This is a genomic window from Nocardiopsis codii (assembly GCF_036327455.1).
GTDB classification, from domain to species: Bacteria; Actinomycetota; Actinomycetes; order Streptosporangiales; family Streptosporangiaceae; genus Nocardiopsis; species Nocardiopsis codii.
Genome location: NZ_JAUZMY010000003.1, coordinates 127,292 through 141,307, shown reverse-complemented (window position 1 = coordinate 141,307; position 14,016 = coordinate 127,292). Strand labels below are relative to the sequence as shown.

12 protein-coding genes are annotated in these 14,016 nt (G+C 72.5%); 9 read left to right on the top strand and 3 right to left on the bottom strand.

The genetic code is table 11. The features are described from left to right. Positions 1 to 68: 68 nt before the first annotated feature. Positions 69 to 1,367, bottom strand: coding sequence for a class I SAM-dependent methyltransferase (locus Q8791_RS04380; protein ID WP_330090262.1), 1,299 nt, complete (start codon positions 1,365 to 1,367; stop codon positions 69 to 71). Positions 1,368 to 1,666: 299 nt separating this feature from the next. On the opposite strand from Q8791_RS04380, the gene groES reads away from it, so the two are divergent. The 5 genes from groES to Q8791_RS04355 all read left to right on the top strand — a co-directional run bounded on the left by groES (position 1,667) and on the right by Q8791_RS04355 (position 7,808). Beyond that, a complete protein-coding gene (groES, locus tag Q8791_RS04375; protein WP_330090261.1) occupies positions 1,667 to 1,978 on the top strand; it encodes a co-chaperone GroES in 312 nt (103 codons plus the stop codon). Between the two features lie 114 nt (positions 1,979 to 2,092). Next, entirely contained in the window at positions 2,093 to 3,700 is a 1,608-nt protein-coding gene (gene groL, locus Q8791_RS04370) for a chaperonin GroEL (protein ID WP_330090260.1), read from the top strand. Between the two features lie 207 nt (positions 3,701 to 3,907). Beyond that, the gene (locus Q8791_RS04365) at positions 3,908 to 4,549 is read left to right on the top strand and encodes a sigma-70 family RNA polymerase sigma factor (RefSeq protein ID WP_407941955.1); all 642 of its coding nucleotides are present in this window, start codon (positions 3,908 to 3,910) and stop codon (positions 4,547 to 4,549) included. A 384-nt stretch (positions 4,550 to 4,933) separates the two neighbouring features. Then, positions 4,934 to 6,424: an IMP dehydrogenase gene (gene guaB, locus Q8791_RS04360; RefSeq protein ID WP_330090259.1), complete on the top strand. Its 1,491-nt coding sequence runs from the start codon at positions 4,934 to 4,936 to the stop codon at positions 6,422 to 6,424. Between the two features lie 166 nt (positions 6,425 to 6,590). Next, positions 6,591 to 7,808: a right-handed parallel beta-helix repeat-containing protein gene (locus tag Q8791_RS04355; protein ID WP_330090258.1), complete on the top strand. Its 1,218-nt coding sequence runs from the start codon at positions 6,591 to 6,593 to the stop codon at positions 7,806 to 7,808. 87 nt (positions 7,809 to 7,895) lie between these two features. Here Q8791_RS04355 and Q8791_RS04350 read toward each other — a convergent pair whose 3' ends face one another. Further along, positions 7,896 to 8,207 (bottom strand): nuclear transport factor 2-like protein, encoded by a 312-nt coding sequence (locus tag Q8791_RS04350; RefSeq protein WP_407941954.1) that lies wholly within the window; start codon positions 8,205 to 8,207, stop codon positions 7,896 to 7,898. A gap of 192 nt (positions 8,208 to 8,399) precedes the next feature. Here Q8791_RS04350 and Q8791_RS04345 point away from each other — a divergent pair, with 192 nt between their 5' ends. The 3 genes from Q8791_RS04345 (at position 8,400) to Q8791_RS04335 (ending at position 11,564) form a co-directional block, all read left to right on the top strand. After that, complete coding sequence (locus Q8791_RS04345; RefSeq protein ID WP_330090444.1) at positions 8,400 to 9,506, top strand: GuaB3 family IMP dehydrogenase-related protein; 1,107 nt, start codon at positions 8,400 to 8,402, stop codon at positions 9,504 to 9,506. Positions 9,507 to 9,755: 249 nt separating this feature from the next. Further along, positions 9,756 to 10,634 (top strand): lytic transglycosylase domain-containing protein, encoded by an 879-nt coding sequence (locus Q8791_RS04340; RefSeq protein WP_330090256.1) that lies wholly within the window; start codon positions 9,756 to 9,758, stop codon positions 10,632 to 10,634. A gap of 357 nt (positions 10,635 to 10,991) precedes the next feature. Further along, positions 10,992 to 11,564 (top strand): hypothetical protein, encoded by a 573-nt coding sequence (locus Q8791_RS04335; RefSeq protein ID WP_330090255.1) that lies wholly within the window; start codon positions 10,992 to 10,994, stop codon positions 11,562 to 11,564. Positions 11,565 to 11,673: 109 nt separating this feature from the next. Here the strand turns inward: Q8791_RS04335 and Q8791_RS04330 are convergent, their stop codons facing one another. Beyond that, positions 11,674 to 12,384, bottom strand: a complete 711-nt coding sequence (locus Q8791_RS04330; protein ID WP_330090254.1) for a MarR family winged helix-turn-helix transcriptional regulator — start codon at positions 12,382 to 12,384, stop codon at positions 11,674 to 11,676. 109 nt (positions 12,385 to 12,493) lie between these two features. Here Q8791_RS04330 and Q8791_RS04325 point away from each other — a divergent pair, with 109 nt between their 5' ends. Further along, a complete protein-coding gene (locus tag Q8791_RS04325; RefSeq protein ID WP_330090253.1) occupies positions 12,494 to 14,002 on the top strand; it encodes an MFS transporter in 1,509 nt (502 codons plus the stop codon). Positions 14,003 to 14,016 lie beyond the last annotated feature (14 nt).

The window sequence follows — 14,016 nt, the reverse complement described above, 5'->3', positions numbered from 1 at the left end:
AGAGGTAACGATATGGGGTCCTTGCGCCTCTCATCGGGCAGGGAGGGACTGCGGCCGCCTCCGCGGGATCACGCGGGGGAGGGCGACCCCGCCTCGCGGCACAGCAGGCAGAAGGGCCGGTCACCGATCCTCGTGAGGACGACCGTCACCGACGCCGGGCCGGACGCCCTCAGGTCGCGGCGCAGTTTCTCCGTGTCCACCGCCGATCCGCGTTTCTTGATCGTTACCGTTCCGGCGTCCAGCGCACGCACCGCAGACCTCAGGCGCTTCAACGAGAACGGCAGCACCTCCACCACCTCCAGCACCCGCCACAGCGGTGACACGGCCGCGGTGTCCGCCGTGAAGTACGCGATCCGCTCGTCCAGCAGCGCCCCGTCCACCCGGGCGGCGGCCTCCGCCACCAGGTGCGACCGCACCACGGCCGGATCGGGGTCGTACAGGTAGCGCCGTGCCGGGGCCACCGGAGCCGGCCCCAGGTCGGGATCCGCGTCCAGGTGGGCGACCGCCCCCTCGCGGGCCAGGAGCCCCTCGCGCTCGTGCAGGACCGTCGCCCGCCGCCGCACGCCCGATGCGGGGGCCCCTCCGCCCGTGCCGTCCCCGGCCAGGGCGCCGAACCACAGCGCCGTCTCCTTCAGCTCGCCGTCCACCGAGATCCACTCGGCGGTCGCACCGGCGGGCAGCACCTCGTGCGGGATGCCGGGCGCCGCCTTCAGGCAGGCGGCCTCCGCGCCCTCCGCCAGCTCCGTCGCCACGTCCCACGGAGGGGAGTAGGCGGCGGGGTCGAACACCCGGCCGCGCCCGCCCCGTCTCGCCGGGTCGCAGAACAGCAGCGGGTAGCGGCCCACCGCCCCCGCGTCGACCTCGCCCTCGCGGACCCGGGCCGTCCCGGACAGTCCCAGGGCCTCGATGTTGGCGCGGGCCACCGCCACCGTCAGCGGATCGGAGTCCACACCCTCCACCGGGACGCCACGCCCGGCCAGCGCCAGCAGATCGGCGCCGATCCCGCAGCACAGGTCGCCCGCGACGCCGCCCTCCGGCACCGCCCCGGCCACCGCCGCCGTCCGCTCCGCCCGGTAGTCCGCCACCACGCGCCGGGTGGACTGTTCGAGGCCGTTCGGAGTGAAGAACATCCGCCGCGCGCGGTCGCCGAACTTGGCCCGCCCGCGCTCGCGGAGGGAGACCTGCGTCAGGAGCGCGTTCACGAGCTCCGAGACGGGTAGGTCCGGGTCGAGGGCGGCCACACGCGGGTCGGCGCGCAACAGGGACGCCGTCCCCAGCTGGTCCCGGACGGCACTCCCCGGATCGACGTCCGCCAGAACCTCCCGGCCCGCGTCGGTCAGCAGCGCCTCGAAGGCGGGCACGCGCATGGGTTCCCCTCAAGCGTCGAAGAGCGGTGGGCGGGAAGCGGCTCCAGCCCCACCGGTCCCGTGGGACGCCACGGGGCGGTCGGCGGAGCGGGGCGTCCTGCGCCCGGCGGAAGTCCCTGACCGGGGGTCACGGTCTCATTTCCATTCTGGCACTCTCGGGGGTAGAGTGCTAATCGCGACGACGCCGGTCTGGCACCCGCGACGACAGGCCGCCTCTGTCGCCCCTTTTTCGCAGTCGGTCCGCGTACAAGCGCGGGCCGGAGCCAGTACACCGAAACCTTGAAGGGGGAGGTCACACCGTGTCGACCGCCACCAAGACCGTGCTGAAGCCGCTCGAGGACCGCGTCGTGGTCAAGACGCTGGAGGCCGAGCAGACCACCGCTTCCGGTCTGGTCATCCCGGACACCGCCAAGGAGAAGCCCCAGGAGGGCGAGATCCTCGCCGTGGGTCCCGGCCGTTGGGACGACGAGGGCGACAAGCGCATCCCGCTCGACGTGAAGGTCGGCGACGTCGTCCTCTACAGCAAGTACGGCGGCACCGAGGTCAAGTACGACGGCCAGGAGTACCTGGTCCTCTCCGCCCGCGACCTGCTCGCGGTCGTCGAGAAGTAGGTCTCGACGGGGCCCGGTCCGCCGGGCTCGGAGCCAGGCATCCCGCACCGGTCGGCACTTCGCCGGGCGGGGCGGGATGCTCGTTTTCGACCAGCCTCAAGAGGAAGCACCCACATGCCGAAGATCCTGGAGTTCGAGGACGACGCCCGTCGCGCCCTCGAGCGGGGCGTCGACCGCCTCGCCAACGCCGTCAAGGTGACGCTCGGCCCGCGCGGCCGCAACGTCGTCATCGACAAGAAGTTCGGCGCCCCCACCATCACGAACGACGGCGTGACCGTCGCCCGTGAGATCGAGTTGGACGACCCGTACGAGAACCTGGGCGCCCAGCTGGTCAAGGAGGTCGCCACCAAGACCAACGACGCCGCCGGTGACGGCACCACCACCGCGACCGTCCTCGCCCAGGCCCTCGTCCGCGAGGGGCTGCGCAGCGTCACCTCCGGCGCGTCCCCGCTCTCCCTCAAGAGGGGCATCGACGCCGCGGCCGCCCGCGTCTCCGAGATCCTCCTGGAGCGCGCCCGCCCCGTCGAGGAGCGCGAGGACATCGCCTACGTGGCGACCAACTCCGCCCAGGACGCCCAGATCGGCGACCTGATCGCCGAGGCGTTCGACAAGGTCGGCAAGGACGGCGTCATCACGGTGGAGGAGGCCCCCACCTTCGGGATGGACCTCGACTTCACCGAGGGGCTCCAGTTCGACAAGGGTTACGTCTCGCCCTACTTCGTCACCGACGGCGACCGCCAGGAGGCGGTGCTCGAGGACGCCCTCATCCTGATCAACCAGGGGAAGATCAGCAGCCTCAACGAGCTGCTGCCCCTGCTGGAGAAGGTCGTCCAGAGCAAGAAGCCGCTCCTGATCATCGCCGAGGACATCGACGGCGACGCGCTGGGCGCCCTGGTGCTCAACAAGATCCGCGGCACGCTCAACGTCGCCGCCGTCAAGGCGCCCGGCTTCGGTGAGCGCCGCAAGGCCATGCTCCAGGACATCGCCGTCCTCACCGGCGGCCAGGTCATCGCCGAGGAGGTCGGCCTGACCCTGGAGAACGCCGACCTCGACGCGCTGGGCAGCGCCCGGCGCACCGTCATCACCAAGGACGCGACCACGGTCGTGGACGGTGCGGGCGAGCAGTCCGAGATCGACGACCGCGTCCGCCAGATCCGCAAGGAGATCGAGGCGAGCGACTCCGACTGGGACCGCGAGAAGCTCCAGGAGCGCCTGGCCAAGCTCGCGGGCGGCGTGTCCGTCCTGCGCGTGGGCGCCGCCACCGAGGTGGAGCTCAAGGAGAAGAAGCACCGCCTCGAGGACGCCATCTCGGCGACCCGCGCGGCCATCGAGGAGGGCATCGTCGCCGGCGGCGGCGCCTCCCTGGTGCACGCGGCGTCCGCCCTGGACGACCTCGGGCTGACCGGCGACGAGGCCACCGGTGTGGCGATCGTGCGCCGCGCCCTGGTCGAGCCCGCCCGGTGGATCGCGGAGAACGCGGGCGCCGAGGGCTACGTCGTGACCCACCGCATCTCCGAGCTGGAGGTCGGCCACGGTTACAACGCGGCCAAGGGCACCTACGGCGACCTGACCGCCGAGGGCATCCTCGACCCGGTCAAGGTCTCCCGTTCGGCCGTCCAGAACGCCGCGTCCATCGCGGGCATGCTCCTGACCACCGAGGTCCTGGTGGCGGACAAGCCCGAGGAGGAGGCGGACGACCACGGCCACGGCCACGGTCACTGACCACACGCCTCAGGCCCGGTGACGGGCCCGGTGTGAGCTCGGCCCGGGGGCGGGACACGACAGTGTCCCGCCCCCGCGCACTACCACGCGCATCCCACTTTTCACTCTGGAGTGTGTGGCGTTTTCGGGCGATTTTCCCAAAACGTGATCATTCCGTAGCTGGTGATTGGAGCGGTTGGGTCCCGCAGTGGGGGCATCATTCCTAACGTGACGGATGCAGGCGCCCGGGGGGGCGCTACCGCGCAGCGGCCAAGAACGCACGGGCAGGCGGACTCCGCCGCCCGCGAGACAGGGTTGAACCATCTGGGGTCGCTCGCGGTCCGGGGGGACGACGGGGCCATGGACTCGCTGTTGCGCGCTGTCCGGCCCATGGTGGTGAGGTACTGCCACGCGCGCCTCGCCCGGGTCTCGGGCCTGGCCCACCACTCCGACGACGTGGCACAGGAAGTGTGCATCGCGCTGCTCTCCGCGGTACCGCGCTACCAGGACCGGGGCCGGCCCTTCGCGGCCTTCGTGTTCGGGATCGCCGCCCACAAGGTCGCCGACACCCTGCGCGTCGCGGGCAGGGTGGAGACGGTGCCCACCGACACGGTGCCCGAGCAGCCGGACGACGACCCGGGGCCGGAGGAGTCGGCGGTGCGGGTGATCGAGGCCCAGCGCGCGAGGGAGCTTCTGGACGAGCTGCCGGAGCAGCAGCGCAAGCTCCTGGTCATGAGGGTGATCGCAGGACTGACAGCGGATGAGACGGGACATGTACTGGGAATGTCGGCGGGCGCGGTACGGGTCGCCCAGCACCGAGCTATTGCTCGGCTTCGGCAGGTGGCCGTGGCGAACCGCCTCCTCCCCTGAACGCGGCGGGCGCCCCCGCCCCGGGCGCCGTGTGTGCCCCGACCGGCCGAGTGCCCACGGCCACTGCCGCTACCCCGGTCCTGCCGTGCGCCGCCGCTCCAGCTGGCACTGAGCCCCGCTCCGCCGCACGGCCCGGCCGACCGGCGGGGACGCGCCCTTCGGCGCACGCCGTGGAAGCCCCCGGCCCGGGCCGTCGCACGACGGCGAGGACAGCGCAGCCGCCCTCCCACACGCCGGACCCAAACCGTGATACCGATCACTTTCGGGCCGGGGTGACGGGTCAAACACCTCATTGCACCTGGGCCGCACGGGGTGACGACCTAGGATGAGACGACACGCGGGGGCGAAACCGCGCAGGTGTGCCGGGAAAGCGGAGGTTGTGTCATGGGCCAGGAGTACAGCGACTACGGGGACAAACTGCTGCCGCCGGGGTTGACCTACGACGACGTGCTCCTCGTACCGGCCTACTCCGACCTGCAGCCCGGCGATGTGGACACCACCACGCAGCTGTCCCGCAACATCACCCTGAGCATCCCCCTGCTCTCCGCGGCGATGGACACCGTCACCGAGGCCCGGATGGCCGTGTCCATGGCACGCCAGGGCGGCGCGGGCGTCCTGCACCGCAACCTCTCCGCCGAGGACCAGGCCAGCCAGATCGACCTGGTCAAGCGCTCCGAGGCCGGTATGGTCACCGACCCCGTCACCTGTAAGCCGGAGGACGACCTCGCCGAGGTCGAGCGCCTGTGCGCCCACTACCGGATCTCCGGCGTCCCCGTCACCGACGCCGTCGGCTCCCTCGTCGGCATCGTCACCAACAGGGACATGCGCTTCGAGAGCGACCGCACCCGGCTGGTCCGCGACGTCATGACCACCGAGAACCTGGTCACCGCCCCCGTCGGCGTCAGCCGCGCGCAGGCCTTCGAGCTGCTCCGCAAGCACAAGGTCGAGAAGCTGCCCCTGGTCGACGGCCAGAACCGCCTGCGCGGCCTGATCACCGTCAAGGACTTCATCAAGAGCGAGCAGTTCCCCGACGCCACCAAGGACGCCGACGGGCGCCTGGTCGTCGGCGGCGCCGTCGGCGTCGGTCCCGAGGCCGAGGAGCGCGCCAAGCTGCTCGTCGAGGCCGGGGTCGACTTCGTCGTCGTGGACACCGCGCACGGCCACTCCGCCGGGCTCGCCGACATGATCGCCAAGCTCAAGGCCAACTCCCGTGCCGACATCGTCGCGGGCAACATCGCCACGCGGGCCGGGGCACAGCTGCTCGTCGACGCCGGAGCCGACGCCGTCAAGGTCGGCGTGGGCCCCGGCTCCATCTGCACCACCCGCGTCGTCGCCGGTGTCGGCGCACCCCAGCTCACCGCCATCCTGGAGGCCTCCAAGGCCTGCGGCCCGGCGGGCGTCCCGCTCATCGCGGACGGCGGGCTCCAGTACTCCGGCGAGATCGCCAAGGCCATCGCCGCGGGAGCCAGCACGGTCATGCTCGGCAGCCTGCTCGCGGGGGTCGAGGAGAGCCCGGGCGAACTCATCTTCATCAACGGCAAGCAGTTCAAGGCCTACCGGGGCATGGGCTCGCTCGGAGCCATGCGCGGCCGGTCCTTCTCCAAGGACCGCTACGCCCAGGCCGACGTCGCCTCCGAGGACAAGCTCGTCCCCGAGGGCATCGAGGGCCAGGTGCCGTTCCGCGGCCCGCTCCGCGCGGTCGCCCACCAGCTCGTCGGAGGCCTCCACCAGTCCATGTGGTACGCGGGCACCCGGACCGTGGCTGAGCTCCGCGAGCGCGGCCAGCTGATGCGGATCACCAGCGCGGGCCTGCGAGAGAGCCACCCGCACGACATCAAGATGACCGTCGAGGCGCCCAACTACAACGCGCGCTGACCGGGCCCGGCCCGGTCGGCCGGGTCGGCGTCACGGCGGTACGGGCCGCCCGGGAGGACTCCTCCCGGGCGGCCCGTACCGCTTTTTGCCCCCCTGGCCCTTTCGGTGGTCCGGTGGCAGTCTGAGCGGTGCTGGAAAGCGCTTGCCCAAGTTCTGGAGGCCCGCAGTGAAGCGCACGACCCCCCTGGCCCTCGCCGCCTGCCTGGCGGCGGGGCTGCTCCTCACTCCCCCCGCCGCGACCGCCGACACCGACACCGATACCGACACCGATGCCGAGCCGACGCTCGTCGTCGCCACCGACGGGGACGACTCCGCGCCCGGCACCCTGGCGGAACCCCTCGCCACGGTCCAGCGCGCCGTCGACCTCGCCGGACCCGGCGACGTGATCGCGGTCCGCGGCGGAACCTACGCCCTCGACGACGACAACATCACCATCACGGTGAGCGGGACCGCCGACGCCCCGATCACCCTCGCCGCCCACGAGGGGGAGAGGGTGATCATCGACGGGGCCGCGCTCCCCGCCAGTTCCACCCCCGTCGGCGGCTCCATCCCGCGGGACGAGCGCGGCACCATCCACCAGGAGGCCTCGCACTGGATCGTGCGCGGGCTGGAGCTGGTCAACGGCCCGTACGGGTACTACTGCGCCGGGTGCGACTCCAACGTTTTCGAAGGGCTCGTGACCAGGGAGAACTTCGAAAGCGGTTTCCAGTTGCAGGGGGAGTCGTCCGACAACCTCATCCTGAACCTGGACAGCCACGGCAACCGGGACCCCCGCAAGAACGGCGAGAGCGCCGACGGCCTCGCGATCAAGGAGGGCTCGGGAACCGGCAACGTCGTCCGCGGAGCCCGGCTGTGGAACAACGTGGACGACGGGTTCGACGCCTGGCTGTTCGAGGACCCCGTGACCATCGAGGACTCGGTCGCCTACGGGAACGGGTTCAACCGGTGGGACCTGCCCGACTTCGCGGGCGACGGCAACGGCTTCAAGCTCGGCGGCGGAAACCCGGCCCCGGCCGTGGACCACACCGTCACCAACACGATGTCCTGGGGCAACGCCGCCGACGGCTACGACGACAACGGCAACCCCGGGGCCATGCGCCTCGCGAACAACACGGCCTACGGCAACGACGGGGACGGGTTCGACCTGGACCGCTCCTCCTCCGTGCCGACCGCCAACCTCGCCGTGGGCAACGGCACGGACGCGCGCCCGGGCTCCTCGACGGGCTCCGGCAACTCCTGGGACCTGCCCGGCCCGTGGGGGGACGACGACCTGGCCGACACGGACCCGTCCGTCCTGACGGGGCCGCGCGCGCCCGACGGCTCCCTTCCGTCCTCCGACTACCTGGTCCCCGTCGACCACCCGTCCATGGGCGCCCGCTTCTGACAGCCGCCCCGGCCGGACCGACGGGCGCCACCGGCGACCGGCGCCCGTCGGGCCCGCGGGGGGCGTGCGGACCGCCCCCGCACGGGGTCAGGCCTGGCCGGTCTCGATGCGCGAGATCCGGTCGCCCTCAACCTCGAAGGCCCACCGGGTGGACATCTCCCCCCACGTGTCGTTGCGGAAGCGGGCGAGCAGGCGCCGGCCGTCGGCCTCCTCGCGGCGCACCTCGATGCGCCCGTTGGAGTCGAAGACCTCCTTGTCGATCCACTCCTCCAGGTTCCGCTCCGTGCCGTCGTCGGAGAGGACGGCACCCGGTGTGAGCAGGGCGAGGAAGCCCGCACGGTCCCCGCTGTTCACGGCCTCCAGCAGCGCCCGCACGGTCGGGTCCTTCAGCTTGTCCACCGCGGTCATGGTCCCTCCGGTGCTCTCTTCGGTGCGAAGTCACCGGCCAGTCAACGACAGGCCGCGCCGCGCGGGGGTGCGGAGCGGGTCAAACCCGGTCCAACTTTTGGGCGGATAGACTCTCGGCGGCAGGAAAGACGCCGGTAGACGAGCCGGTACCGCACGTCAGAGGGGATCGAAACGTTGGCGCAGGTGGAGATCGGGCTGGGCAAGAACGGGCGCCGGGCCTATGAGCTCGACGAGATCGGGATCGTGCCTGCCCGACGCACGAGGGACCCGGAGGAGGTGTCGATCGCCTGGCAGATCGACGCCTACCGGTTCGAGACGCCGCTGGTGGTCAGCCCCATGGACAGCGTCGCCTCACCCCAGACGGTCGTGGCCGTCGGGGAGCAGGGCGGCCTCGGCGTGCTCGACCTGGAAGGACTCTGGACCCGCTACGAGGACCCGGAGCCGCTGCTCCAGGAGATCCGCGAGCTGGACGACGTCGCGGCCACCAAGCGGCTCCAGGAGATCTACGCGGCCCCCATCCAGGAGGAGCTGATCGGACGCCGGATCGAGGAGATCCGGGACGCGGGCCTGGTCACGGCCGCGCGGCTGTCGCCGCAGCGCACCGCCCAGTACCACAAGGCGGTCGTCGACGCCGGGGTGGACATCTTCGTGATCCGCGGCACCACGGTGTCCGCCGAGCACGTGTCCGGGCGCGCCGAGCCGCTCAACCTCAAGCAGTTCATCTACGACCTGGACGTCCCGGTCGTGGTGGGCGGGTGCGCCACCTACACCGCCGCCCTGCACCTGATGCGCACCGGCGCGGCCGGTGTGCTGGTCGGCTTCGGGGGCGGCTCGGGGCACACCACCCGCTCCGTGCTCGGTGTGGCCGTGCCGATGGCGAGCGCCATCGGCGACGTGGCCGCCGCGCGCCGCGACTACCTGGACGAGTCCGGTGGCCGCTACGTGCACGTCATCGCGGACGGCGGCATGACCGGCAGCGGTGACATCGCCAAGGCCCTGGCCTGCGGCGCCGACGCCGTCATGGTGGGCTCGCCGCTGGCACGGGCCACCGAGGCGCCCGGTCGCGGCTACCACTGGGGCAGCGAGGCCCACCACGAGGAGCTGCCGCGCGGTGAGCGGGTCAAGGTGGGGACGATCGGCGACCTGAAGTCGATCCTTCACGGCCCGGCCGACACCAGCGACGGGTCCATGAACCTCATGGGAGCCCTGCGCCGCACGATGGCCACCTCCGGCTACACGGACCTCAAGGAGTTCCAGCGGGTCGAGGTCGTCGTCAACCCGCACCGCTAGGCGCACGCGTCCCGCCCGGCGGGGGAGGGGCGCGGCGGTCGTGCCGCCCGGCACGGCCGCCACGCCGCCCCCGTCGGTCCGGGCACGGACCGGGCGGCCTGCGCGGCCAACCCGTGTCCAGGGTCACGAAGCCTGTGACCTCGCAGAAGAGGACCGGACCCGTACGTGGTGAGCACGCGCTGCCCCCTGTCGCGTACTTTGGTGTCGCATGATGTGAACTTGACCTTTTCTTGACGATCGGGGTGCCAGATGGGCAGGCGACGGGCCACCGGTACCGGGAGGCGTCGAAGTCGGGGTCCTGTGATCGCCGTGTGCTTGGCGCTCTCACTGTGCCTGCTGGTGACAGGGGGCGTGTTCTTCCTGGTCGGCAGGGTGTCCGACGCCCTCAACGACTGGTCCCCGCCCAGCGGGCCGACCACCGAGCCGCAGGCCGGAACCATCGAGACGCCACCGCACGACCAGCTCACCGGCCCGCCGGACCGGTCCGAGGTGACGGCCGCCGAGACCGACCCCGAGGCGTCCGAGGACCCGGGCGCCGACGAGCAGCACACGCCGCAGCCGTCGGCCCTGCGCGCCGACGGTGACTGGGTGGAGCAGGTGGCCGAGGCGACGACCATCCCGAGCCGCGCCATGGAGGGGTACGCCAGCGCGCAGCTGGTGATGGCCGAGCAGCAGCCCTCCTGCCAGCTGTCCTGGCCGACCCTGGCCGGGATCGGCATGGTGGAGTCGCGCCACGGCACCTACGCCGGAGGCGAGCTGGGACCGGACGGCACCACGACCGTGGACGTCATCGGCATCCCCCTGGACGGCACCAACAACACCCAGGCCATCCCGGACACCGACGGCGGCGAGTACGACGGCGACACCCAGTGGGACCGGGCGATCGGCCCGATGCAGTTCATCCCGGGAACGTGGGCGCGCTGGGGCGTCTCGCTGGAGGGCGGCGACTCCGACCCGCACAACATCGACGACGCGGCCCTGTCCGCCGCCCGGTACCTGTGCGCGGAGGGGCGCGACCTGACGGACGCGGCCGACTGGGAGTCCGCGATCCTCGAGTACAACCGGTCCAGGGAGTACGTCAACGACGTCCTCGCCTACGCGCACGCCTACGCCGACGCGTCGGCTTGATCCGTCGGCTTGACGTGTTCGCCTGACCCGTCGGGCTGACTCGCCGGGCTGACCCGTCCGTCCACAGGGGGAGACGGGGTCTCCCGCGGCGCGGTTCCTCGTGGTTGTCTGGAATCGGGGGGTCCCCAGGGCCGCTCCGCGCAGCCGTGCCCGACCCCGGTCGGGGGCCCGCCGTGTGCCGCCCGCAGCCCACCGGGCCGACCGGGCCCACCTGCCCGACCGGCGCCCCGGCCGCACGGGCGCAGAGGGCTCACCTGTCCGCCCCGGCCGCACGGGCGCACCGGCCTCGAACTGGGCGAAATCCCTTACGGGTAGGGCGATCCGGGGTTCCGTCGAGGGCGCCCTAGTGTCTGTGTCGTGGACATCTCCCAGGTGCTGCTGCGCCGAATCCGTATCTGGATCGCCCTGTTCGTCGTCGGCCTCGTGATCAGCGGGGTCACCGCGTTCCCCCTGCCCGCCGAGTTGCGACTGCTGGACACGCTGCTGTCCGGCCCCCTGGCACCGGTGGCCGAGGCGCTGCCGGGCCTGGCCGAGTGGATCACCCGCGTGCGGGAGGGTCTGGACGCGACCGAGGCCGCCTACCCCTTCGTCCTGTACGGGACCGACTGGCTGGCCTTCGCCCACCTGGTCATCGCGGTCGCCTTCGTGGGGCCGTACCGCGATCCCGTGCGCAACGTGTGGGTCATCCAGTTCGGGATGATCGCCTGCGCCATGATCGTGCCGCTGGCCCTGATCTGCGGCCCGATCCGGGGCATCCCGTTCCCGTGGCAGCTCGTCGACATCTCGTTCGGCGTGTTCGGCGTGATCCCGCTGTACATCGTCCACCGGATGATCCGCCGCCTGGAGGCGCTGGGCGCGGAGGGGACCCGGCCGGAGGTGACCCGGCCGGCCGAGGCTGCGGGGGCCGGGAGCGAGGGAACCGCCTCCTGAGGGACTGCCCCGTCCACAGGAGGTGGACGGGGTCTCCCGCGGCGCGGTTCCTCGTGGTTGTCTGGAATCGGGGGGTCCCCGGGGCCGCTCCGCGCCGCCGTGCCCGCCCTCAGCCGAGGACCCCGGACTCCTTCGGCGTGCCGGTCCCCGCGGTCCCGCCTGTCTCCGCCGTTCCTCCGGCCTCCGCCGTCCTGCCGACTGCCGCCGTTCCTCCGGCCTCCGCCGTCCCGCCGACTGCCGCCGTTCCTCCGGCCTCCGCCGTCCCGCCGACTGCCGCCGTTCCTCCGGCCTCCGCCGTCCCGCCGGACCGCGCGAGGGCGTTGCTCTCCTCGCGGGTGGGGATCCCCTCCCGGGCGAGGGCGCTCTCGGGCGCGAGCCGGGCGAGCAGCGTGCGGCTGATGTCGAGCAGCTGGTCGCGCTGCTCGGCGCTCAGCACGTCGAGCAGGTTCTCCCTCATGCTGACCACGTGCCGGGCCCCCGCCTCCCGCAGGACCCCGCGGGCCTTGTCGGTGAGGACGGCGAACCAGCTGCGGCGGTCCTCCTCGCAGTGCACGCGGTCGACGAGGCCCGCCTCGGCCAGCTTCTTCACCGCGTGCGAGATCCGGCTGGCCCTGGTGTGGGTCAGCTCGGCGAGGTCGCTCATCCGCAGTGACCCGTGTTCGTCCTTCGAGAGCAGGACGAGCAGTTCGTAGTAGGTCAGGGGCAGGTCCACCTCCTGCTGGACGTCGCGCTCCACACGCTGGTCCAACAGGCGGAAGGCCAGTGTGGCGGCGTCCCAGGTCCGCTCCTCGGCCGTGCTGATCCCGCAGTGCTCACTCATGGGCAGATGCTATCACTCTGGAATGTTGCGCACTGAAGCATTCTGATTTACTCTCGTGCCGAATAGTTCAGTGCTGGATAAAAAGCGCAGCCCCTCGGAGAGCCCGACCATGAACCCCACCCAACCCGCACAGCCCACAGGACCCGCGGGCACCGCGCCCGCAGAACCCGGAACCACCGGAACCGAGCCCCCGGCCTCCGCCGGTTCCTCCACCGCCCGCCCCGCACCCCGGGGCGGGACGGGAGTCCCCGAGCGCCCCCGCCGCGCCCTCCCCGCACTCGCGGTCCTGGCCCTGGCCCACTTCACGATCTCGGTCGACTTCAACATCGTCTACATCGCGCTGCCGCAGATCGGCACCGCCCTCGGCTTCGGCCAGGCCTCGCTCCAGTGGGTGGTGATCGCCTTCTCGCTCGGCTACGGCGGCTTCCTGCTCCTCGGCGGCCGGGCCGCCGACCGGCTCGGCGCCCGCCGCATGCTCGTGTCCGGCGCCGTCCTCATGGGAGCGGCCTCCGTCGTCGGAGCGCTCGCCGGGAACCCCGGTGTCCTGGTCGGCGCCCGCTTCCTCCAGGGGCTCGGGGCGGCCGCGCTCTTCCCCGCGACCCTCTCCCTGCTCAACACGGCCTTCCTGGCGGGGCCCGAGCGCACCCGCGCCATGGCGGTGTGGGGTACCGCGGGAGCCTTCGGCGCGCTGGCGGGAGGAGCCGTCGGAGGTATCCTCACCAGCGCGTTCGGCTGGACCTCGGTGTTCTGGGCGCTCGTCCCGGCCACCCTCGCCGTCGTGCTCGCGGCCCCCGGCGTCCTGCCCCCCGACGGGCGGCGGACCGGCCCGGCCGGGTTCGACCTTCCCGGGGCGGCGACGGTCACCGCCGGGTCCCTCCTGGTGGTGCTCGGGATCTCCCTGGGCCAGAGCGTCGGATGGGCCTCCTGGCAGAGCACCGGGGCGATCCTCCTCGGCCTGCTGACCCTGGGCGCCCTGCTCCTGGTCGAGCGCCGGGCCGCCGACCCCCTGCTGCCGGCCCGCCTGCTCACCAACCGGCCCCTGCTGGTCACGATGGTGCTGGTCTTCGTGCTCATGGGATCGGTGAACACGCTGCACTACGTGTACACCACGCACGTCCAGGGCACCCTCGGCCTCGGCCCGCTCGCGGCCGGGCTCGGCTTCCTGCCGCAGGGGCTGGCCGCCATGCTCGGCTCGGCCCTGCTCCTGCCCCCTCTGCTGGACCGGTGGGGCGTGCGCCGCTCGCTCTTCGCCGGCATGGCCGCGTCGGGCCTCACCGCCGCGCTCTTCGCCCTGGCCGTCGCAGCCGACTCCTACTGGGCGATGCTCCCGGCGGTCGTCCTGCTCGGAGTGACCGCCGGCACCACCTACCCGGTGGTGTTCGCCGCGGCGGCGTCGGGCGTCGCCGACGACGAGCAGGGGGTCGGGTCGGCGATGGTCTCCACCACGCAGCAGATCGGCGCGGCCGTGGGTCTGGCGTCTCTGGTCGCCGTCGCCGTCGCCGACGCCGCCGCGGGCCCCGCCTCCTCCGGGCTCGGCGCGGTCTCCCTCACCGGAGGGGCGGTCACCGTCGCCGCGGCCTTCCTCGCCCTGGCGCTGCGCAAGCCCCCGGCGCCGTGAGCGGGGCGGCGCCC

Coding starts and splice junctions, on each gene's coding strand:
- Q8791_RS04380 (WP_330090262.1), bottom strand. CDS start 1,367: ATGCGCGTGCCCGCCTTCGAGGCGCTGCTGACCGACGCGGGCCGGGAG.
- groL (WP_330090260.1), top strand. CDS start 2,093: ATGCCGAAGATCCTGGAGTTCGAGGACGACGCCCGTCGCGCCCTCGAG.
- guaB (WP_330090259.1), top strand. CDS start 4,934: ATGGGCCAGGAGTACAGCGACTACGGGGACAAACTGCTGCCGCCGGGG.
- Q8791_RS04340 (WP_330090256.1), top strand. CDS start 9,756: ATGGGCAGGCGACGGGCCACCGGTACCGGGAGGCGTCGAAGTCGGGGT.
- Q8791_RS04330 (WP_330090254.1), bottom strand. CDS start 12,384: ATGAGTGAGCACTGCGGGATCAGCACGGCCGAGGAGCGGACCTGGGAC.
- Q8791_RS04325 (WP_330090253.1), top strand. CDS start 12,494: ATGAACCCCACCCAACCCGCACAGCCCACAGGACCCGCGGGCACCGCG.